General features: G+C 71.2%; 18 protein-coding genes. 13 read left to right on the forward strand and 5 right to left on the reverse strand.

The window, feature by feature from the left end; translation table 11 throughout:
- Positions 1–4 precede the first annotated feature (4 nt).
- Positions 5–1,300, reverse strand: a complete 1,296-nt coding sequence (locus CI089_RS02890) for a class I SAM-dependent RNA methyltransferase (RefSeq protein WP_094260179.1) — start codon at positions 1,298–1,300, stop codon at positions 5–7.
- A gap of 44 nt (positions 1,301–1,344) precedes the next feature.
- On the opposite strand from CI089_RS02890, the gene CI089_RS02895 reads away from it, so the two are divergent.
- The 3 genes from CI089_RS02895 (at position 1,345) to CI089_RS02905 (ending at position 4,335) form a co-directional block, all read left to right on the forward strand.
- Complete coding sequence (locus CI089_RS02895; RefSeq protein WP_094261212.1) at positions 1,345–2,001, forward strand: Maf family protein; 657 nt, start codon at positions 1,345–1,347, stop codon at positions 1,999–2,001.
- Positions 2,002–2,099: 98 nt separating this feature from the next.
- Positions 2,100–3,866, forward strand: a complete 1,767-nt coding sequence (locus tag CI089_RS02900; protein WP_094260180.1) for an acetyl/propionyl/methylcrotonyl-CoA carboxylase subunit alpha — start codon at positions 2,100–2,102, stop codon at positions 3,864–3,866.
- Positions 3,867–3,882: 16 nt separating this feature from the next.
- Positions 3,883–4,335, forward strand: a complete 453-nt coding sequence (locus CI089_RS02905; protein ID WP_094260181.1) for a hypothetical protein — start codon at positions 3,883–3,885, stop codon at positions 4,333–4,335.
- 64 nt (positions 4,336–4,399) lie between these two features.
- On the opposite strand, the gene CI089_RS02910 is transcribed toward CI089_RS02905, so the two are convergent.
- Positions 4,400–5,863: an NAD(P)H-quinone dehydrogenase gene (locus CI089_RS02910; protein WP_094260182.1), complete on the reverse strand. Its 1,464-nt coding sequence runs from the start codon at positions 5,861–5,863 to the stop codon at positions 4,400–4,402.
- 68 nt (positions 5,864–5,931) lie between these two features.
- On the opposite strand from CI089_RS02910, the gene CI089_RS02915 reads away from it, so the two are divergent.
- The 3 genes from CI089_RS02915 (at position 5,932) to CI089_RS02925 (ending at position 9,212) form a co-directional block, all read left to right on the forward strand.
- Positions 5,932–6,765, forward strand: coding sequence for a purine-nucleoside phosphorylase (locus CI089_RS02915; RefSeq protein WP_094260183.1), 834 nt, complete (start codon positions 5,932–5,934; stop codon positions 6,763–6,765).
- A gap of 26 nt (positions 6,766–6,791) precedes the next feature.
- Complete coding sequence (locus CI089_RS02920; protein WP_094261213.1) at positions 6,792–8,492, forward strand: phospho-sugar mutase; 1,701 nt, start codon at positions 6,792–6,794, stop codon at positions 8,490–8,492.
- 150 nt (positions 8,493–8,642) lie between these two features.
- Entirely contained in the window at positions 8,643–9,212 is a 570-nt protein-coding gene (locus CI089_RS02925; RefSeq protein WP_094260184.1) for a GNAT family N-acetyltransferase, read from the forward strand.
- A 10-nt stretch (positions 9,213–9,222) separates the two neighbouring features.
- Here the strand turns inward: CI089_RS02925 and CI089_RS02930 are convergent, their stop codons facing one another.
- Positions 9,223–11,142 carry a BglG family transcription antiterminator gene (locus tag CI089_RS02930; RefSeq protein WP_094260185.1) on the reverse strand — a complete coding sequence of 640 codons (1,920 nt, stop codon included), beginning with the start codon at positions 11,140–11,142 and terminating at the stop codon, positions 9,223–9,225.
- Between the two features lie 107 nt (positions 11,143–11,249).
- Between CI089_RS02930 and CI089_RS02935 the strand changes: the two genes are divergently transcribed.
- The 7 genes from CI089_RS02935 to CI089_RS02965 all read left to right on the forward strand — a co-directional run bounded on the left by CI089_RS02935 (position 11,250) and on the right by CI089_RS02965 (position 17,692).
- Positions 11,250–11,603 carry a PTS sugar transporter subunit IIB gene (locus tag CI089_RS02935; protein ID WP_094260186.1) on the forward strand — a complete coding sequence of 118 codons (354 nt, stop codon included), beginning with the start codon at positions 11,250–11,252 and terminating at the stop codon, positions 11,601–11,603.
- Positions 11,600–11,872 carry an HPr family phosphocarrier protein gene (locus CI089_RS02940; RefSeq protein WP_023955516.1) on the forward strand — a complete coding sequence of 91 codons (273 nt, stop codon included), beginning with the start codon at positions 11,600–11,602 and terminating at the stop codon, positions 11,870–11,872. Before CI089_RS02935 ends, CI089_RS02940 begins: the two co-directional genes overlap by 4 nt.
- 50 nt (positions 11,873–11,922) lie before the next feature.
- A complete protein-coding gene (gene ptsP / locus CI089_RS02945) occupies positions 11,923–13,578 on the forward strand; it encodes a phosphoenolpyruvate--protein phosphotransferase (protein ID WP_094260187.1) in 1,656 nt (551 codons plus the stop codon).
- A 47-nt stretch (positions 13,579–13,625) separates the two neighbouring features.
- Positions 13,626–15,209, forward strand: coding sequence for a PTS mannitol transporter subunit IICB (locus CI089_RS02950; RefSeq protein WP_094260188.1), 1,584 nt, complete (start codon positions 13,626–13,628; stop codon positions 15,207–15,209).
- An 85-nt stretch (positions 15,210–15,294) separates the two neighbouring features.
- Complete coding sequence (locus CI089_RS02955) at positions 15,295–15,732, forward strand: PTS sugar transporter subunit IIA (RefSeq protein ID WP_094260189.1); 438 nt, start codon at positions 15,295–15,297, stop codon at positions 15,730–15,732.
- Positions 15,729–16,895: a mannitol-1-phosphate 5-dehydrogenase gene (locus CI089_RS02960; protein ID WP_094260190.1), complete on the forward strand. Its 1,167-nt coding sequence runs from the start codon at positions 15,729–15,731 to the stop codon at positions 16,893–16,895. Before CI089_RS02955 ends, CI089_RS02960 begins: the two co-directional genes overlap by 4 nt.
- Positions 16,892–17,692, forward strand: coding sequence for an alpha/beta hydrolase (locus tag CI089_RS02965; RefSeq protein ID WP_094260191.1), 801 nt, complete (start codon positions 16,892–16,894; stop codon positions 17,690–17,692). Before CI089_RS02960 ends, CI089_RS02965 begins: the two co-directional genes overlap by 4 nt.
- 103 nt (positions 17,693–17,795) lie before the next feature.
- Here CI089_RS02965 and CI089_RS02970 read toward each other — a convergent pair whose 3' ends face one another.
- The gene (locus CI089_RS02970; protein WP_143738857.1) at positions 17,796–18,704 is read right to left on the reverse strand and encodes a hypothetical protein; all 909 of its coding nucleotides are present in this window, start codon (positions 18,702–18,704) and stop codon (positions 17,796–17,798) included.
- A 163-nt stretch (positions 18,705–18,867) separates the two neighbouring features.
- Positions 18,868–19,983, reverse strand: a complete 1,116-nt coding sequence (locus tag CI089_RS02975; RefSeq protein ID WP_094260193.1) for an adenosine deaminase — start codon at positions 19,981–19,983, stop codon at positions 18,868–18,870.
- Positions 19,984–19,986: the final 3 nt, after the last annotated feature.

Consider the following 19,986-nt stretch of genomic DNA (forward strand, 5'->3'; position numbering starts at 1 on the left):
CAGCCTAGGACAGCGGACCCTCGTCGGTGAGTACCGCGATCGCCTCCATGTGGTGCGAGTTGGGGAACAGGTCGAGCCCCTGCAGCGACACGGGCGTGTAACCGCCCGCGCGGAGCATCCCGAGATCGCGCGCGAGGGCGACCGGATCGCATGCGACGTAGACGAGCGTCGCGGGGCGCAGCCGCAGCAGCGAGTCCACGACCTCGCGTCCGGCTCCCGATCGCGGCGGGTCGAGCACCGCCACCCCGGCGCGCAACCGGGCGCGCTCGGCGTTCGAGGCCTCCTGCTCGGTGCGGAGCAGCCAGCGGTCGACGCGACCGGTCTCCGCGCGCGCCCCCACCCACTCGGCGAGATTCTCGCCGGCATGGTCGGTGGCACGCGGATCGGACTCGACGCTCGTGATGCGGGTCGCGGGGCCGCCGAGCTCGGCGACGGATGCGGCGAGCAGGCCGACACCGCCGTACAGGTCGAGGTGCCACGCGTCGGGATCGATCGCGTCGCGCTCCGCCGCGCGCAGCCCGCGCTGGACCGCATCCCGCAGTGCCACCGGCGCGAGACGATGCACCTGCCAGAAGCCGCCGGCGTCGACGCGGAAGTCCCGGTCGCCGACTCGCTCGGTCACGACCTCGCGCAGAGCCGGGTCCACGCTCGGCCGCGGCCCGCCTCGGCCCCGTCGGCGCGGGGTCTCGGGCCGCGGAAGGGCGCGCACGCGCCCGTCGGCGGGCTGCACGAGGTCGAGGCGGCCGGGAGCGGCCGAGCGCCCGCGGGAGAGCGCTTCGGCGATCGCGGGCGTGGCCAGCGGCAGATCGTCGACTTCTACGACGCGGTGAGACCGTGCCGCGAACGGCCCGATGCGTCCGTCGTCGTCGATGTGCAGGCTGACGCGCGTGCGCCATCCGGTGCCGTCGGCGGTCTCGTCGGCACCGGCGCTCGCCACGATGACGTCGCTGTCGACGCCGCCGAACCGCTGCAATGCGTCGCGCAGGACGCGCTGCTTGAGCTCGCGCTGGTGGGTGAGCTCGATGTGCCCGAAGTCCGCTCCGCCCGGCCGGCTCTCCGGGGCGATGCCGATGTCGGCCGGGGACCAGACGTGCGGTCGCCGATGCGGCGACGCCTCGAGCACCTCGAGCGCCTCGGCACGCCAGAAGGACGATCTCGCGGTGTCGGTCAGCCGCGCACGCACCCGCTCTCCGGGGATCGCGTCGGTGACGAAGACGACGCGGCCTTCGTGACGGGCGACGAAGACGCCGCCGTGGGCGACGTCGGTGACGTCGAGATCGAGAAGGTCGCCGGACTGCATCCCACGATGCTCGCACACGCGCACCCGCGGGTAGCGTGAACGGCATGCGTGTGTGCCTGGCCTCGACCTCCCCCGCTCGTCTCATGCTGCTGCGTCAGGCCGGCATCGAACCGGCCACCCGCGCGCCCGAGGTCGATGAGGAGGCCGTCGTCGCCGCGCTCGAGGCCGCGGAGGGCCGGGTTCTGCCGCCGGAGGAGCACGTGCTGCTGCTCGCTCGGCGCAAAGCGGCCGACGTCGTCGAGATGCTCGCACGGGACGAGCCCGAGTTCGACGGCATCGTCATCGGGGGCGACTCGATGTTCGCGTTCGACGGCGAGGTGCTCGGCAAACCGCTGCTGCCGGCGGTCGCGACCGAACGGTGGGAGCGGATGCGCGGTGGCACCGGCATCCTCCACTCCGGGCACTCCGTCTTCCGCGTCCGTCCGGGAGCGGCCCCGCGCGAGGCTCACGCGGTCGCCGAGGCTGCCGTCACCTTCGCCGACGACATCTCGTCCGAGGAGATCGCGGCGTACGTCGCGACCGGGGAGCCGTTGCAGGTCGCGGGCGCCTTCACCGTCGACAGCCTCGGCGGCGCGTTCATCACGCGGGTCGAGGGCGATCCCTCGACGGTGGTCGGGATGTCGTTGTCGACGCTGCGCGTGCTCGTCCGCCAGCTCGACGTGGCCTGGACCGACCTGTGGAGCACGCCCCGCACGGCCTGACCGCGACGCCCGCTTCGTAGGCAACCGCTCACGTTCAGTCGATCACTTTGTGCGAGTGATCCAAAAGACGAGCGCTCGCGCTCGCTAGGCTGGCATTCATGCCTGAGATCGCCAAGGTCCTGATCGCGAACCGCGGCGAGATCGCCGTCCGAATCGTGCGCGCCGCCCGAGACAGCGGGAAGGCGTCCGTCGCCGTCTACGCCGACCAGGATCGCGACGCGCTCCATGCCCGCCTCGCCGACGAGGCGTACGCGCTCGAGGGCTCGACGAGCGCCGAGACCTACCTCTCCATCGAGAAGATCCTCTCCGTCGCACGCCGCTCCGGCGCCGATGCCGTGCACCCCGGTTATGGCTTCCTCGCCGAGAACGCCGAGTTCGCCCGCGCCGTCATCGGCGCCGGCCTCACCTGGATCGGGCCCTCGCCCGAGGCCATCGAGGCCCTCGGCGACAAGGTCACCGCCCGGCACGTCGCCGAGAAGGTCGGGGCTCCCCTCGCCCCCGGCACCCCGGGGCCGGTCGACGGGGCCGACGAGGTCATCGCCTTCGCGAACGAGCACGGCCTGCCGATCGCCATCAAGGCCGCTTATGGCGGGGGCGGGCGTGGCCTGAAGGTCGCGCGCGAGCTCGACGAAGTGGCCGAGCTGTTCGAGTCGGCCACCCGCGAGGCGATCGCCGCGTTCGGCCGCGGGGAGTGCTTCGTCGAGAAGTACCTCGACAAGCCGCGCCACGTCGAGACGCAGTGCCTCGCCGACGCGGCCGGCAACGTCGTCGTCGTGTCCACGCGCGACTGCTCGCTGCAGCGCCGCCACCAGAAGCTCGTCGAAGAGGCGCCCGCACCTTTCCTCACGGCCGAGCAGAACGACATCCTCTACTCCGCCTCGAAGGCGATCCTGCGAGAGGTCGGCTATGTCGGGGCGGGAACCTGCGAGTTCCTCATCGGCGCCGACGGAACGATCTCGTTCCTCGAGGTCAACACCCGCCTGCAGGTCGAGCACCCGGTGTCCGAAGAGGTCACCGGCATCGACCTCGTCCGCGAGCAGTTCCGCATCGCCGAGGGCGGCACGCTCGACTACGACGACCCGGCTCCGGTCGGCCACTCCATCGAGTTCCGCATCAACGGCGAGGACCCCGGGCGCAACTTCCTGCCCCAGCCCGGCCGCATCCACGTCTTCAAGACGTTCGGCGGCCCCGGCATCCGTCTCGACTCCGGCGTCACGGCGGGCGACTCGGTCTCGGGCGCCTTCGACTCGATGCTCGGCAAGATCATCGTGACGGGCCGCACCCGCGAGGAGGCTCTCGAGCGCTCGCGCCGGGCACTCGACGAGTTCGAGGTCGCCGGCATGCCGACCGTGCTCCCGTTCCACCGCCGCGTCGTGCGCGAGCCCGCCTTCACGGCGGAGGACGGCACGTTCGGCGTGTTCACGCGATGGATCGAGACCGAGTTCGTCAACGACATCCCGGCGTGGGACGGCGAGCTGGAGGCACCCGCAGAGCCCAGCGGCCGCCACACGGTGGTCGTGGAGGTCGCCGGCAAGCGCCTCGAGGTGAGCCTCCCCGACCGCGTCGCCTCGCCGCCGGTCGCGGTCGGCCGTCCCGCTCAGGTGCCGCCGTCGCGCCGTTCGCACGCCGCGAGCGCCAGCGCTGCGGCATCCGGAGACGCCGTCAAGTCGCCCATGCAGGCGACCGTCGTCAAGGTCGCGGTCGAGGCCGGCCAGCAGGTCGTCAAGGGCGACCTCGTGGTCGTCCTCGAGGCGATGAAGATGGAGCAGCCCATCCAGGCGCACAAGGACGGCGTCGTCGGCGCGATCGACGCGACGCCGGGCACCACGGTCGGCGCGGGCCACCCCCTGCTCACCATCTCCTGACGCCTCAGCTGGGCCCATGCGTCATCCTTCACGTGCGATCCCCGTCGTCTGCCTGATCGGGCTCGGGCTCGGGCTGAGCGCCTGCGCTCCCGACACCGTCGATCTCGCGGCGGCGGACGCGTGGCTCGCCTCGGTCACGGCCGAACGAGCGGGCGCGGATGTCGGGTTGGGCACGGCGAGCGGGCAGACCATGCCGATCGATGACTCTGCTGACGCGAGCGCAGGCGTCGTCCTGGCTCTCGCCGAGCCGGCGCGGGCGAGCGCGGTCGAGGTGCGCTGCTTCGGCGGTCACACCGCGACGGTGTTCGTCGAGACTTCGACGACGTCCGGCTCGCGCGGCTTGGAGGCAGACATCGACTGCGACGAGAAGCCGCACACCCTCCAGCTCATCGACGCCACCCGCACGACCGCCGTCAGGATTGCGGTCCGCGCCGAACCGGAGACGCGCTACGTCGCCAACGTGGAGTGACACGGCGACGCATGGTCGCGCGCGTCGGAGAGAGGCGCGGTTCTCCGACGCTCGTGCGCGCGGCTCAGGAGAGCGGGTCCTCGTCGCGCTGGACGAGGTGCATCGCGCGCGCGGCATCCGTGATGCTGCCGGTGAGCGAGGGGTACACCGCGAAGACGCGCGAGACCTGGTCGACCGTGAGCCGGCGCTCGACGGCGATCGCGATCGGGTAGATCAGCTCCGACGCGCGGGGGGCGACGATGACGCCGCCGATGACCGTGCCCGATCCCTCGCGCGCGATGATCTTCACGAAGCCGTCCTTGACGCCCATCATCTTGGCGCGCGGGTTCGCGGCGAGCGGGAGCTTGTGGACGTAGCCGTTCACGAGACCCGACTCGATGTCCTTCTGCTGCTGGCCCACCGTCGCGATCTCGGGCGCGGTGAAGATGTTCGCGGTGATGCGACGGCGCTCGAGCGGGATGACGGTGTCGCCGAGTGCGTGGAACACGGCCTGGCGCCCCTGCATGGCGGCGACCGAGGCGAGCGGCACGAAGGTCGTGCAGTCGCCCGCGGCGTAGATGTTCGGCACGGACGTGCGCGCGACGCGGTTGACCTGGATGTGGCCCGAGTCGGTGAGCTGGACACCGGCCTCTTCGAGACCGATGCCGGCGGTGTTGGGGATCGAGCCGACCGCCATGAGGCAGTGGCTCCCCTCGACCGTGCGGCCGTCCGAGAGGGTCGCGACGACGCCGTTCTCGGTGCGCTCGACCTTCTCGGCGCGAGACTTCGACAGCACCGTCATCCCGCCGCGCTTGAAGACCTTCTCGATGACCGCGGCCGCGTCGACGTCCTCGCCCGGAAGCACCTGGTCGCGGCTGGAGATCAGCGTCACCTTCGCCCCGAGGTTCATGTAGGCCGAGGCGAACTCCGCACCGGTCACGCCCGAGCCCACGACGATGAGGTGCTCGGGCAGGGACTTCATGTCGTAGAGCTGCGTCCACGTCAGGATGCGCTCCCCGTCGGGCTTCGCGCTGGGCAGCTCGCGGGGCGACGCGCCGACCGACACGACCAGGGTGTCCGCCTCGACACGGTCAAAATCCGTGCCGCCGGGGCCTGTCGCCGCGATGAGGGCGTGCGTGCCGTCGAGGCGGCCGTGACCGGAGATGATGCGCACGCCCGCCTCGACGAGCTGAGCGCGCATGTCGTCGGACTGCTGGCGCGCGAGCGACAGCAGTCGGCGGTTGACCGCCGCGAGATTGATCGCGATCTCGGGCTTGAGCGGGGTGCCGGAGTCTGACCGCGCGAACAGCTGAACGCCCAGATCGGATGCCCCGGCGATGGCCACCGCGGCGTCGGCCGTGGCGATGAGCGACTTCGAGGGGACGACGTCGGTGATGACGGCGGAGCCGCCCACGCCGGCGCGTTCGACCAGCGTCACCTCCGCGCCCTGTTGGGCGGCGGCCAGGGCCGCCTCGTATCCGCCGGGCCCGCCACCGAGGACGGCGACGCTTTGGGTGCGCTCGAAGCTGAGAGGCGACATGGACTCCATTCTTCCTCAGCCGCGGAGACGGTCGCGCACGCCTGCGTCCGAGCGGCCGCGAGTCCTAGAGTGGGGGGATGCTTGACTCCTCCGCGCACCCGCTCGACGATCCCGGTGTCGACCCCCTCGAGGTCGCCCGCCAGGCCGCGGCCGACATCGCCCGCATCAGCGGCGTCGAGCGCCACGACATCGCGCTCACCCTCGGCAGCGGCTGGGGCCGCGCGGCCGAGCTCATCGGCGAGACCACCGCGACCATTCCCGCCACCGACGTCACCGGATTCAGCAAGCCCGCGCTCGCGGGACACGTCGGGACGCTCCGCAGCATCCTCACCCCCGAGGGCAAGCGCATCCTCGTCATCGGCGCCCGCACCCACTATTACGAGGGGCACGGCGTTCGCCGGGTCGTGCACAGCGTGCGCACCGCCGCCGCCACGGGCGCGAAGATCATGGTGCTGACCAACGGCGCGGGCGGCATCAAGCCGACGTGGCGTCCCGGCCAGCCGGTGCTCATCAGCGACCACCTGAACCTCACCGCCGACTCGCCGCTCGAGGGCGCGACCTTCGTCGACCTGACCGACCTCTACTCGTCGCGACTGCGCGACATCGCCCGCTCGATCGACCCAACGCTCGACGAGGGCGTGTACACGCAGTTCCGCGGCCCGCACTACGAGACACCGGCCGAGGTCCGGATGGCTCGCACGCTCGGCGGCGACATCGTGGGCATGTCGACGGCGCTCGAGGCCATCGCCGCCCGTGAGGCCGGCATGGAGATCCTCGGGTTCTCGCTCATCACGAACCTCGCCGCCGGCATCCAGGAGACCCCGCTCAGCCACGCCGAGGTGATCGAGGCCGGGCGCGAGGCGGAGCCGGTGATCTCGGCGCTCCTCGCCCGCGTGATCGAGGCGCTGTGACCGGCGCGGACGAGCCCGCCACGGGCGTGACCGTCGACGCGACGACGCCGGCGGTTCCCTGGGACGCGGCGCGAGCCTGGCTCGCTCAGGATCCCGACCCCGAGACCCGTGACGAGCTGACGGCGGTCATCGCGGCGGCCGAGTCCGGGGATGCCGCCGCCGCGGCCGATCTCGTCGACCGTTTCGGCACGCGCCTGGCCTTCGGCACCGCGGGACTTCGCGGCCGGCTCGGCGCCGGCAGCAACCGCATGAACCGCGTGCTCGTCACGCAGGCAGCGGCGGGGCTCGCGGCGTACCTGCTCGAGAAGGCGGGGCCCGATGCTCCGCCCGTCGTCGTCATCGGCTACGACGGGCGACGAGGGTCGGCGCGGTTCGCGCAAGACTCGGCCGAGGTCTTCGCGGGGGCCGGGCTGCGGGCGATCCTGCTGCCACGCCTCCTTCCGACACCGGTCCTGGCGTTCGCCGTGCGGCACCTCGGTGCCGACGCCGGTGTCATGGTCACCGCGAGCCACAACCCGCCCGACGACAACGGATACAAGGTGTACCTCGGCGGCGCCGACGACGGCTCGCAGATCGTCCCGCCGGCCGACGGCGAGATCGCTGCGCACATCCAGCGAGTGGCGGATGCCGGCGACATCTCGGCCCTCCCCCGCTCCGAGCAGTACGAGACCGCCGACGATGAGGTCGTCGAGGCGTACGTCGCCGCGACGGCGACCGTCGCCCCGGCACCCGCGGGCGCGAACGGGATGCGCTGGGTCTACACCGCCATGCACGGTGTCGGAACCGAGACGATGCTGCGCATCCTCGACGCTGCGGGCTACCCGCACCCCGTCCCGGTCGCCGAGCAGGCCGAGCCCGACGGCCGGTTCCCCACGGTCGCCTTCCCCAACCCCGAGGAACCGGGTGCGATGGACCTCGCGCTCGAGACCGCCCGCGCGAACGACGCGGAGTTCATCCTCGCGAACGACCCGGACGCCGATCGCCTCGCGGTCGCGATCCCGGATGCCGCCGCCGAGGGCGGCTGGCGGCGGCTGACCGGCAACCAGATCGGTCTGCTGCTCGGCTGGCGCGCCGCCCGTCGAGCCGCGGGGGGCGGTGTCGCCGGCGGCGCGTCGCTCGCGTGCTCGCTCGTGTCCTCGCCCGCGCTCGAGGTCGTCGCGGAGCGCTACGGCCTCGACTTCCACGCCACCCTCACCGGTTTCAAGTGGATCTCGCGCGCCCCCGGCCTCGTCTTCGGGTTCGAAGAGGCGCTCGGCTACCTGGTGAACCCCGAGACGGTGAAGGACAAGGACGGCATCTCCGCCGCCGTCGCGATCCTCGGGCTCGCCGCCGAGGCGCGGGAACAGGGCCGGACGCTGGGCGATCTGCTCGCCGAGTTCGACGCCGAGTTCGGCAGCTTCGCGAGCGGACAGGTGTCGGTCCGGGTCGACGACCTCGCGGTCATCGGACGCATCACCGCCGCGCTGCGCTCGGCACCGCCCACCCGGATCGGCGACGCCGCGGTGGTGTCGTTCGAGGATCTCGCCGCTCCGGTATCGGGCCCGCCGCTCGGCGACATCCTGCGCCTGTGGCTCGAGGGCGACGCCCGCATCCTCGTCCGCCCGAGCGGCACCGAGCCGAAGCTCAAGCTGTACCTCGACGTCCGCGGAGACTCGGCTGCCGATGCGGCATCCCGGCTCGCCGCGCTCGAGGCCGGTGTGCGCGACCTGCTCGCGACCATCGGCTGACAGCCGCCCTCCGGCAGCGTGCGTCCCGCGTTTCTGGCGATACATCCGTCGGACGCGCGGGGCTGATGTCGCCTCGAATGCCCCTGGGCACCCCACCAGCACCACCCGTCCGACGTCTGTATCGCGTATCCGCGCCGCTAGGCTTCGAAAGTGCTGCTGACGGAACCTGTGGAGCTCGCTGACGACCACGTGAGACTCGTCCCGCTCGACCTCGATCATGCCGACGACCTCGCCCGCGCCACGGCCGGGCTGGAATACGCCTGGTACACCTCGGTCCCCGCTTCGGTGCCGGCCGACATCGCCCAGCGCCTCGCCTGGCGCGACGAGGGCCACATGAACCCGTTCGCGGTGCTGCGGGGCGACACGGCGGTCGGGATGACGACGTTCTGCAACATCGATCAGCCCAACCGCCGGGTCGAGATCGGACACACCTGGCTCTCCCCTGCGGTGCAGCGGACCGCGGTCAACACTGCCGCGAAGCGCCTGCTGCTCGGCCACGCCTTCGAGAGCTGCGACGCGATCGCGGTCGAGTTCCGCACGTCGTGGCACAACCGCCAGTCACGCGCGGCGATCGAACGCCTCGGCGCCAAGCAGGACGGGGTGCTGCGCAACCACCGTCTGGGGCCGCACGGGACGCTCCGCGACACGGTCGTGTACTCGGTGCTCCCGCACGAGTGGCCCGCGGTGAAGCTCGGGCTCGAAGCGCGACTCGCGCGCTGAGCACAGGCGATCAGCCGTCGACGACCGCGACGAGCTCGTCGAGGAAGGCGCTGAACGTGATGCCTCGCCGCACGATCCGCTGCACGCTCTCGCGCTCGCTGAACACCTCGACCAGCTGCTCGAACACCGTCTGGAACGCGGCTCGATCGGACTCCGAGAAGGCGACCATCGCCACGACCTGCACGCGGCCGTCGCCCCACGCGATAGACGGGTCGGCGATCCCGAGCGAGATCGCCGTGCGCGTCGCGGTCATCCCGATGGCGTGCGGAACGGCGAGTGCATCGGTGAAGGCCGTCGACGACAGCCGCTCCCGCTCGATCGTGCGCTCGATGTAGTCGTCGTCGATGACGCCCTGATCGACGAGCAACGACCCCAGCTGCCGGATCACGCCCTCTTCTCCCCCATCGCCGTCGAGCCCGCGGATGAAGGCGGACGGGTCGAAGTAGCGCTCCAGCTCGGCGCGCAGGCGGGCCAGGCGCCGAGCCCGGCGGAGCCGCGCGGCGGCGGTCTGCACCCGATCGATGTCGGCGTCGGTGAGGAACGGCTGGATGTGGACGATCCGGTCGCTCATGACGGGCGGGGCGATGGTCGAGAGGATGAGGTCGGTGTCGATCGAGGCCCAGTCCGGGTCGACGCGCGTCTCGACGCCGACGACGTCGAGCGCCTGACCCAGCGACCGGTCGACGCTCGAGCGCAGCAGCTCGTGCAGCTCGTAGTAGCCGGGGCAGACGATCGTCGCCGTCAGCGCCTGCGCAGAGAGGCGGCTGCGTTCGAGCCGACCGCCGACGTGCATCGCGATGTAGGCGATCTCGTCGTCGAGGAGCGGGATGCCGAGCAGGCCCCGCAGGGCGTCGGCGATGTAGACGGCGACCTCGAAGATCATCGGATACGTCGTCTTGAGCGATCGCGTGAGCGGGTTGCGCGACCACGCCTGCTCGCGCGCCCGATGCTTGAGGTTCTGCACGTGCAGCGACAGCCGCAGCACGAAGTCCTCCTGGTCGATGTCGACGAGGAACTCCGCGGCTGCCCGCCGCACGACGTCGCGCACCGCGGTCGCGACATCCGCGTCGATGCGCTCGCGGATGAGCGCCGCCGGCTCGGTCGCCCCCGGGGCCACGACGCGCGTGAGCACGAGGGCGGCGAGATGCTGGCGGTCGCCCGACCCGAGGACGACGCCCAGGTGCCGACGCGTGAGGCGGTCGAGGATGTCGCCGACCTCAGCGCGGAACGCGGCGTCGTCGGCCTCCGCCACCTCGAGCGCCCGGCCCCGCGTGATGCGATCGGCGGCGATGGCGATGTGCATGACGACATCCCCGATGCCGAACTCGTTGACGAAGTAGCCGAGCTCGGTCAGCTCCGATACGAGGTCGTCCTTGAAGGGGCCGAAGGCCACCGCACCGACCGAGCGTTCGCCGAGAGTCCGGCGGAGGCTGTCGAGGTCGAACGAGCCGTCGTCGGTCTCCTCGTGCGCGAGTCTGCTGAGCAGACGGCGCTGGGCCATCTCGGTACCGCGCAGCCGCGCCCGCGACGACGTGCGCTCGAGGCTGAGCTCGGTGCCGCCGAGGAGCCCGCGCACCCGGCCGAGGTCGGCGTCGATCGTGGCGGGGCTGACGAAGAAGGCCTCGGCGGTCTCGAACACGTCGATCCCGTCGGGAGAGTCCAGCAGTGAGCGCACGAGGCGGTGCAGCCGATCGCGTGGCGTGCCGGCGTCGCCCACGTGCACGGCCCCCGAGCTGTCCGGACCCGCGCGGTAACCCTGCGGCCCGGACTCGACCACGACGCCGTCGGGCACCCGGGCGTTGAGGGCGGTGACGTAGCTTCGGATCGAGCGCGGCGTGACCCCGATGGCATCGGCGAGCGCGGCTGCGGTCACCCAGTCGCCGTCGCGCGCGAGAATCGCGAGGACGCGGTCCTGCCGGCTCCTGGTCACGCTCCCATTCCATCATGGCCCGGCTGAGCTTCCGCCCCTGCGGAAGCAGGAAGCCCTTGTCGCCTCTGAGACCGCTCACAACAATGGGGAGAGGAGGAGGCGGGTCGATGAGGATCCTGGTCGTATGCGGCGCGGGTGCGTCGAGTACTTTCGTCGCACAGCGAGTGCGCCACGCGGCGCAAGCGCGCGGCCTGGACATCACCGCCACCGCCGGAACCGAGCAGTCACTGCCGATCGATCTCGACGCGGCGGACATCGTCCTCGTCGGCCCCCAGCTCATCCCGAAGCTGGACCGGATCACCGAGGCCGCGGCTGCCCGCGGAACGCGCGTCATCCTGATGCCCGCCGACATCTTCCGAGATCTCGATGGGAGCCGGACGCTCGCGCTGATCACCGCTCCGGCCGCCGCCACGACACGTTCCAGCACCGACATCCCTTCAACGGAGAGGACCTCCTCATGAGCGAGGCATCGCGTACCGTCCGCATCGGATCGTCCAACGGGCTCCACGCCCGTCCCGCCAAGCTGTTCGCTCAGGCGGTCAAGCAGTCGGGTGCCAACGTCACGATCGCGAAGGGATCGGGCTCGCCCGTGAACGCCGCAAGCATCCTCGGAGTCATCGCGCTCGGCGTCGAGTACGGCGACTACGTCACCCTCACGGCCGACGGCGACAGCGCGGAGAGCGTCCTGGACGAACTCGCCGACCTGCTCGCCACGGATCACGACGAGTGACCACGAACGACCATCGATACGAACACGGACGATACGAAGGAGATCGAGCAATGAGTGAGCTTCGCGGAGTGGGCATCGGCCTGGGAGTCGCGCAGGGACCGGTCGCACGGATGGCGGAGCCGCTTCCCGCGCCGAAGGACGAGAAGTCGCAGCTGTCCCTCGACGAGGAGACGACGCGCGTGAAGGATGCCGTCGCCGCTGTCGCACGCGAGCTCGAACAGCGTGGTGCGCAGGCGGGCGGCGCCGCCCGCGACGTGCTCGAGGCCCAGGCCATGATGGCCGAGGACCCGAGCCTCGAGGCCGAGGTCGCGACGCGACTCCAGGCGGGCAAGACGGGCGAGTTCGCCGTCTACGACGCCTTCGCCTCGTTCCGCGACCAGCTGTCCGCGATGGGCGGTTATCTCGGCGAGCGCGCCGCCGACCTCGACGACGTCGCGCAGCGCGTCATCGCGCACCTGCGCGGCGTCCCGGCCCCGGGCGTCCCCGAGCCGGGCCACCCGTTCGTGCTCGTGGCCAAGGACCTCGCCCCCGCCGACACCGCGCTGCTCGACCTCGACATGGTCCTCGCGCTCGTCACCTCCGAGGGCGGGCCGACCTCGCACACCGCGATCCTCGCCCGCGAGAAGTCCATCGTCGCCGTCGTCGGCGTCACCGAGGCGGCCGGCCTCTCCGACGGCGAGACCGTCATCGTCGACGCCGCCAAGGGCGTCGTCACCACCGACCCGAGCGAGGACGAGCTCGCACAGGCGCAGAACCGCGCCGACGAGCGGAAGTCGGCGGCATCCGCGCCGATCACCCCCGGCGCGCTGGCCGACGGCACCGCCGTCCCCCTGCTGGCCAACCTCGGCAAGCCCGAGGGAGCGGCGCAGGCTGTCGAGCTCGGCGCCGAGGGCGTGGGCCTCTTCCGTACCGAGTTCCTCTTCCTCAGCTCGTCGCAGGCGCCCACCGTCGCCCAGCAGCGCGAGGCCTACACGAAGCTGCTGCAGGCGTTCCCGGGCCAGAAGGTCGTCGTTCGCGCCCTGGATGCCGGCGCCGACAAGCCGCTCGCGTTCCTCAACGACGCGCACGAGGAGAACCCCGCGCTCGGCCTCCGCGGTCTTCGCGCCCTGCGCGCCAGCGAGGACATCCTTCGCGAACAGCTCACCGCGCTCGCCGAGGCGGATGCCGCGACCGAGGCCGACCTGTGGGTCATGGCCCCCATGGTCTCGACCGTCGAGGAGACGGAGTACTTCGTCGGGATCGCCCGCGAGTACGGCATCAAGACCGCGGGTGTCATGGTCGAGGTGCCGTCGTCGGCGCTGCTCGCTGACCACGTCCTCAAGGTCGCCGACTTCGCCTCGATCGGCACCAACGACCTCACCCAGTACACGCTCGCCGCCGACCGCCTGCTCGGTTCGGTGTCGTCGTTCCAGGACCCCTGGCACCCGGCCGTGCTGCGCCTCATCCACGAGACCGGCAAGGCGGGCCAGGCCAACGGCAAGCCCGTGGGCATCTGCGGCGAGGCCGCAGCCGACCCGCTGCTGGCCGTCGTGCTCGTGGGCCTCGGCGCCACGAGCCTGTCGATGGCGCCCACCGCGCTCGCCGACGTGCGCGCCACCCTGCTCCACCACACCCTCGACGACGCACGCCGCATCGCCGAAGCCGCCCTGACCGCGACGGACGCGGCCTCGGCACGTGCCGCCGCGCAGACCGCCGCCGGCATCTGATCAGCACCGCACCCGCACCACACACTGCACCAGAAGGAGAACCAGAAATGACAACGACGTCAGCACCATCCGCGGGAGGTGGGGTCCGGGTCCGCGTCCAGCGCTTCGGAACCTTCCTGTCGGGAATGGTCATGCCCAACATCGCGGCCTTCATCGCGTGGGGTCTGATCACCGCCCTGTTCATCGACACGGGCTGGGTCGGCCAGGACGGCCCCATCGCGGCCTGGCGTTGGGCCGATTCGCGCATGCTCGGTGGCGGGGTCACCCCTGACGGCACCGAGTGGATCGGTCTCGTCAGCCCGATCATCACGTACCTGCTGCCGATCCTGATCGCCTACACCGGCGGTCGCATGGTGTTCGGCGCCCGCGGCGGCGTCGTCGGCTCCGTCGCAGCGATGGGTGTCATCGTCGGCGCCGCCGGCACCGTGATGTTCCTCGGCGCCATGGTCGCTGGGCCCCTGACGGCCCTCGCATTGAAGTGGATCGAGAAGCTGTGGGCGGGCAAGGTCCGTGCCGGATTCGAGATGCTCGTCGACAACTTCAGCGCTGGATTCGTGGCGTTCTTCGCCGCTCTCGCCGCCTTCTTCTGGCTCGCACCCGTGATGAAGTTCATCACGGACGTCCTCGGCGGTGCCGTCGGCTTCCTCGTCGACCGCGGCCTGATCCCGCTGGCGAGCATCATCGTCGAGCCCGCGAAGGTGCTGTTCCTCAACAACGCCATCAACCACGGCGTCTTCACGCCGCTCGGAACCCAGGAGTCGCTCGAGACGGGGAAGAGCCTGCTCTTCCTCGTCGAGGCCAACCCCGGCCCGGGTGCCGGTCTCCTGCTCGCGATCTCCGTCTTCGGGGTGGGAATCGCGCGCGGTACCGCACCGGGCGCGTTCATCATCCAGTTCTTCGGCGGCATCCACGAGGTGTACTTCCCGTACGTGCTGGCGAAGCCCCTCCTGATCGTTGCGCTCATCGCCGGTGGTGCCAGCGGTGTTGCCACGAACGCCATCTTCAACTCCGGCCTGGTCGCCGCGGCCTCTCCGGGATCGATCTTCGCTGTGCTCATCCAGACCGCCCCGGGGAGCCACCTCGGCGTCATCCTCTCGGTGATCATCTCGGCCGCTGTGACATTCGCGGTATCGGCTGCGATCCTGCTGGCCAGCCGTAAGCGCGACCTCGCCCGCGAGCAGGCCGGTGAGGGCACCTTCGAAGACGCCATCGCACGCACCGAGGCGAACAAGGGCAAGAGCTCGGAGGCCCTGTCGGGTCTGCGCGCATCGGGCGCTGCCGCCGCTAGCGGTGCCGCCGCCGAGACCGGCGCCGGCACCGCAACGGCGACCAAGCCGATCGAGTCGATCGTCTTCGCGTGCGACGCGGGCATGGGCTCGTCGGCGATGGGCGCGAGCGTCCTGCGCAACAAGTTCAAGAAGGCCGGCGTCGAGGGCGTCACCGTCGTCAACAAGGCGATCGCGAACCTCGACGGCTCGGCGGACCTGGTCATCACGCAGAACCAGCTCACCGACCGCGCACGCCAGCGCACACCCGACGCGGTGCACGTGTCGGTGGACAACTTCATGAACTCGCCGAAGTACGACGAGGTCGTGGAGATGGTCCGCAAGCAGCACGACGCCGACGCGTAGGCTCGAAACCCAGACCCGGGCCGGGGCGGTCCATCCGCCCCGGCCCCGCGTCATCCCCCAGCAACACCATTCGAAGGAGACAGACATGGCACGTGAGGTCCTGAACATCGGTCAGATCCGCATCCACTCCGGAAGCGCAACCCGCGAGGAGGCGATGAAGGAGGCCGCCGACCTGCTCGAGTCCGCCGGTGCCGTGACCTCCGCGTACTTCGACGCCATGCAGCAGCGCGAGCAGACCGTGTCGACCTACATGGGCAACGAGCTCGCCATCCCCCACGGCACCAACGAGACCAAGGACGCGATCCTCGACTCGGCGCTGTCGTTCGTCCGCTACGACGGCGGCGTCGACTGGGGCGGGGAGCCGGTCTCCTTCGTCGTGGGCATCGCCGGCAAGGGCGAGGAGCACCTCGACATCCTGTCTCAGATCGCCCTGCTCTTCTCCGAGGAGGACGACGTCGCTCGCCTCAAGGCCGCGCAGACGCCCGATGAGCTCTACGCCCTGCTCGCATCGGTGAACCAGTGAGCACCGCAGTCCACTTCGGCGCCGGCAACATCGGCCGCGGCTTCGTCGGTCTGCTCCTGAGCGAAGGCGGTTACGAGCTCGTCTTCTCCGACGTCGCCGCTCCCCTGGTCGACGCCATCAACGCCGCCTCCGAGTACACGGTGCACGAGGTCGGCGAGGGCGGTGTCGACCGCACGGTCACGGGTTTCCGTGCGCTCAACAGCGCGGAGGACCCGCAGGCCGTCGCGGATGCCGTCGCGACCGCGGACATCGTCACGACCGCCGTGGGCCCGACCGTGCTGAAGTTCATCGCGCCCCACATCCTCGCCGGCCTCGCGCTGCGCGACCCGGCCGCGGCTCCCCTGACCGTCATGGCGTGCGAGAACGCGATCGGCGCCACCGACCTGCTTCGCGAGGAGATCCGCATGCAGGCGGGCGATGCGTGGGAGGCCGTCTCGGGCCGAGCGATCTTCGCCAACACCGCCGTCGACCGCATCGTGCCCGCACAGCCCGCCGGTGCCGGCGTCGATGTCACCGTCGAGCCGTTCTACGAGTGGGCGATCGAGTCGGGTCCGTTCGGCGGCGAGCTGCCCAACATCCCCGGCGCGCACTTCGTCGAGAACCTTGAGCCCTACATCGAGCGGAAGCTCTTCACGGTGAACACGGGTCACGCCACGACCGCCTACTTCGGCGCACAGGCCGGCACCCCGACGGTGGCCGAGGCCCTCGCCGTTCCCGAGATCGCCGCGAGCGTCTCGGCGGCCCTGGAGGAGACCTCCGCCCTGCTCGCCCACAAGCACGGTCTCGACGCCGGCGAGCTCGCGGACTACCGCGCCACGATCCTGCGGCGCTTCGCCAACCCCGAGCTGCCCGACACGGTAGGACGCGTGGGACGCCAGCCCCTCCGCAAGCTCTCGCGGCACGAGCGCTTCATCGGCCCCGCGGCCGAAGCAGCCGAGGCCGGCCTCCCGGTCGACGCCCTGGTCGCGGCGATCGGCGCGGCGCTCGCGTTCGACGACCCGGAAGACCCCCAGTCGGTCGAACTGCAGCAGCGCCTGCGCACCGAGGATGCGGCATCCTTCACCGCGTCCGTGACCGGGCTCGAGCCCTCGCATCCGCTCTTCCCGCGGGTCGAGCGGGCTGTCTCGGCGCGTCAGGCGGCGATCGGCTCCCACGCTCGATGAGCGACGCCCCGACGGTGCGGACGACGGGTGACGAGCCCGAGCGTCCGCACCGGCGCTCGCGCACGCGCCGGATCGTCGTCATCGTCGCGCTGTCTCTCGTCGGGGTCTTCGTCGCCGGGGTCGTCGGCATCCTGGTCTGGAGCCAGGTGGGCGTCATGGACGCCGAGGCAGGCCCGCTCGACGCCGTCCGCACCGATGAGCGCATCGTCATGTCCGAGACTGACGGCAGCCTCGTGCTCGAGCCCGCCACGGGCCCGAGCGACGTCGGACTCGTGTTCGTGCCGGGCGCGAAGGTGCAGGCCGAGGCATACGCCGCGATCCTCGCCGACGTCGTCGCGGACGACGGGGTGACGGTTGTCATCACCCGGCCGTGGCTCAACCTCGCGTTCTTCGACCCGCGCCCGCTGTCGTCGTTCACCGGGCTCGTTCCCGGCGTGGACACGTGGCTGGTCGGCGGGCACTCGCTGGGGGGCGTGCGGGCCTGCCAGCTCGCCTCGGATGCCGACGGACTCGTGCTGTTCGCGTCGTACTGCGCCAGCGATCTGTCGGCCTCGACGCTGCCCGTGCTGAGCCTGTCGGGCTCGGAAGACGGTCTGACGACCCCGCAGAAGGTCGATGACAACCGTCACCTCCTCCCCACGGCGACGACCTTCGTCGAGATCGCCGGCGCCAGCCACGCATCCTTCGGCGACTACGGCCCTCAGGCCGGCGACGGCACCCCCGCGATCTCGCCCGCGGACGTGCGTGTCGAGGTCACGGCGGCCGTGTCCGACCTGGTGTCCACTCTCCCCCGCTGACCCGGCGCCCGGCTGACCCACCACCCGCACCCGAGGTCCCAGTTCGGCCGGGAACTCGGCGGCTATACCCGGCTCAAGTGGGACCTCGGTGGCGCCTCGGGGGTCAGGGACGCCAGCCAGCGCGGAGAAGGCCAGACCGGACCATATCGACCGCCCGTCGGCCGTCGCCGCGAAGATGGTGTCGCAGGATGCGCACGTGCTCCCACCCAGCCTCGCGGATCGCGTGCCAGCGGTCGGCGTCTCGCGCGAACTGGGCGTCGTCGAAGGCATGCTGGCGCCCGTCGTACTCGACCGCCACGCGCCATCGCCGGTAGGCGAGGTCGAGACGTGCGATGAAGACGCCCGACGCATGTCGCAGCTCGGGATTCAGCTCCGGCTCAGGGAGTCCCGCCCTCTGTAGGACGAGACGCAGACGCGTCTCCTCCGACGATTCCGAACCGGGCCGGATGTCGGACAGCGCACGGATGAGCCGGCTGCGCCCGCGCGTCGCGTGCAGCTCGACTTCCTCCGCCAGCTGGTCGAGGGTCACGAGCCCGCCGCGGCCCACGAGGTAGTCGCCGGCCGCGACGAGGTCCTCGTACTGCCAAGCCGCCCCGACATGACGCCACGCACGAGCGGGATGCTCGAAGGGGATGCCGCCCACATGCCATACGGCCGGGAGGCGTTCGCCCAGACGATGCCCGACGACCCCTTGGGCTCGCGGCTCGCGCTTCGGCCGGTGTGCCGCGACATGCAGGACCAGCGGGTCGCTTCCGATCGGGAGGGGAGCGCCGAATCGCGCGAGCGCCGTGTCATGGCTGAAGAACTGCCACGGCATCAGCCGCACCGCGTATTGTGCACACCGCTGAGCGGCATCCGTCGTATCCGTGCCGCGCGGCACCCGGATCCCGCGGAACGGGATCTCGAGATCACTCGCGTCGAGCCGCCCCGCCGTCACGCCCATCGCACGGGCGGCTCCAACCGAGAACGGCGCGCCGCGCAGCGGCTCGGGCAGGGGCTGGGGTCGTCGCATCCCGACAGCCTGGGCCACATCGCCGCTTCAGCCGCTCCTGCCGCCGCGTCTGTGAGCATCACGGCGCTCACCGCCCCTGGGCAGAAACCGCGAGGTCCCAGTTCGGCCGGGAACCAGACTCTGAAACCCGGCCCAACTGGGACCTCGAGGGAAAAGCCCGGGGTCAGGAGCCGAAGCCCTCGGCGATGACCTCGATGAGCTCCTCGCGCTCCTCGACCGAGAGGAAGGCTCCGGCGGCGGCGTTGAGCTGGAAGGCCTGCAGGTCGTCGAGGTCGTAGTCGAAGGTCTGCGCCAGGGTCGCGAGTTCGCGCGTGAGCGAGGTACGGCTCTGCGTGCGGTTGTCGACGTTCACGGTGACCGAGAAGCCCAGCTGATACAGCAGGTCGAAGGGGTGGTCCTCCCACTGCGTGCCCCATCCGGCGATGGCGCCCGTCTGCAGGTTCGACGAGGGCGAGAGCTCGAGCGGGATCTCGCGGTCGCGCACCCAGCGGGCGAGGTCGCCGAACTGGACGAGCACCTCCTCGCCCTCGCGCGAGACGACGTTGAGGTCAGACGCGATGCGCACACCGTGACCGAGGCGCTGCGCCCGGCCGTCGATGAGGGCCGACCGGATCGAGTCGAGCCCCGCCGCCTCGCCCGCGTGCACCGTCACCGGGAAGAACTCCGACGCGAGGTAATCGAACGCGTCGCGGTGCTGGGCGGGGAGGAAGCCGTCCTCGGGTCCCGCGATGTCGAAGCCGGCGACGCCGCGACCGCGGTTGTCGACGGCCAGGCGCGCGATCTCGAGCGAGCGGTCGGCCTGACGCATCGCCGAGAGGATCTGACCGACGCGGATGTCGTGACCCTTCGCCTCGGCGGCATCCTCGCCCTCCTCGATGCCCTCCTGCACGGCGTCGACGGCGTCCTGCAGCGACAGTCCGCCGCGCAGGTGCTGTTCGGGCGCCCAGCGCACCTCGCCGTAGACCACGCCGTCGGCCGCGAGGTCGGTGACGAACTCGCGCGCGATGCGGCGCAGGCCGTCGCGGGTCTGCATGACCGCGAGGGTGACCTCGAACGTCTTGATGTAGTCGACGAGCGAACCCGAGTCGCTCTGCTCCTCGAACCAGTCGGCGAGGTCGTCGGCGTCGGTCTCGGGCAGGTCGGTCCCGAGCTCGTCCGCCAGTTCGACGATCGTCGCGGGGCGCACGCCCCCGTCGAGGTGGTCGTGCAGCGAGACCTTGGGCAGCGACCGGACCGAGACGCCCTGCAGTTTGACGTCGGCGTGCTGTTCGATCGGCATGGC

The organism is Microbacterium sp. Yaish 1 (assembly GCF_002245215.1).
Lineage (GTDB): Bacteria > Actinomycetota > Actinomycetes > Actinomycetales > Microbacteriaceae > Microbacterium.

Bases quoted from the DNA above. Each gene is read 5' to 3' on its own strand.
- CI089_RS02890 (WP_094260179.1), bottom strand. From the start codon at position 1,300: ATGCAGTCCGGCGACCTTCTCGATCTCGACGTCACCGACGTCGCCCAC.
- CI089_RS02895 (WP_094261212.1), top strand. From the start codon at position 1,345: ATGCGTGTGTGCCTGGCCTCGACCTCCCCCGCTCGTCTCATGCTGCTG.
- CI089_RS02900 (WP_094260180.1), top strand. From the start codon at position 2,100: ATGCCTGAGATCGCCAAGGTCCTGATCGCGAACCGCGGCGAGATCGCC.
- CI089_RS02905 (WP_094260181.1), top strand. From the start codon at position 3,883: ATGCGTCATCCTTCACGTGCGATCCCCGTCGTCTGCCTGATCGGGCTC.
- CI089_RS02910 (WP_094260182.1), bottom strand. From the start codon at position 5,863: ATGGAGTCCATGTCGCCTCTCAGCTTCGAGCGCACCCAAAGCGTCGCC.
- CI089_RS02915 (WP_094260183.1), top strand. From the start codon at position 5,932: ATGCTTGACTCCTCCGCGCACCCGCTCGACGATCCCGGTGTCGACCCC.
- CI089_RS02935 (WP_094260186.1), top strand. From the start codon at position 11,250: ATGAGGATCCTGGTCGTATGCGGCGCGGGTGCGTCGAGTACTTTCGTC.
- CI089_RS02940 (WP_023955516.1), top strand. From the start codon at position 11,600: ATGAGCGAGGCATCGCGTACCGTCCGCATCGGATCGTCCAACGGGCTC.
- ptsP (WP_094260187.1), top strand. From the start codon at position 11,923: ATGAGTGAGCTTCGCGGAGTGGGCATCGGCCTGGGAGTCGCGCAGGGA.
- CI089_RS02950 (WP_094260188.1), top strand. From the start codon at position 13,626: ATGACAACGACGTCAGCACCATCCGCGGGAGGTGGGGTCCGGGTCCGC.
- CI089_RS02955 (WP_094260189.1), top strand. From the start codon at position 15,295: ATGGCACGTGAGGTCCTGAACATCGGTCAGATCCGCATCCACTCCGGA.
- CI089_RS02965 (WP_094260191.1), top strand. From the start codon at position 16,892: ATGAGCGACGCCCCGACGGTGCGGACGACGGGTGACGAGCCCGAGCGT.
- CI089_RS02970 (WP_143738857.1), bottom strand. From the start codon at position 18,704: ATGCGACGACCCCAGCCCCTGCCCGAGCCGCTGCGCGGCGCGCCGTTC.
- CI089_RS02975 (WP_094260193.1), bottom strand. From the start codon at position 19,983: ATGCCGATCGAACAGCACGCCGACGTCAAACTGCAGGGCGTCTCGGTC.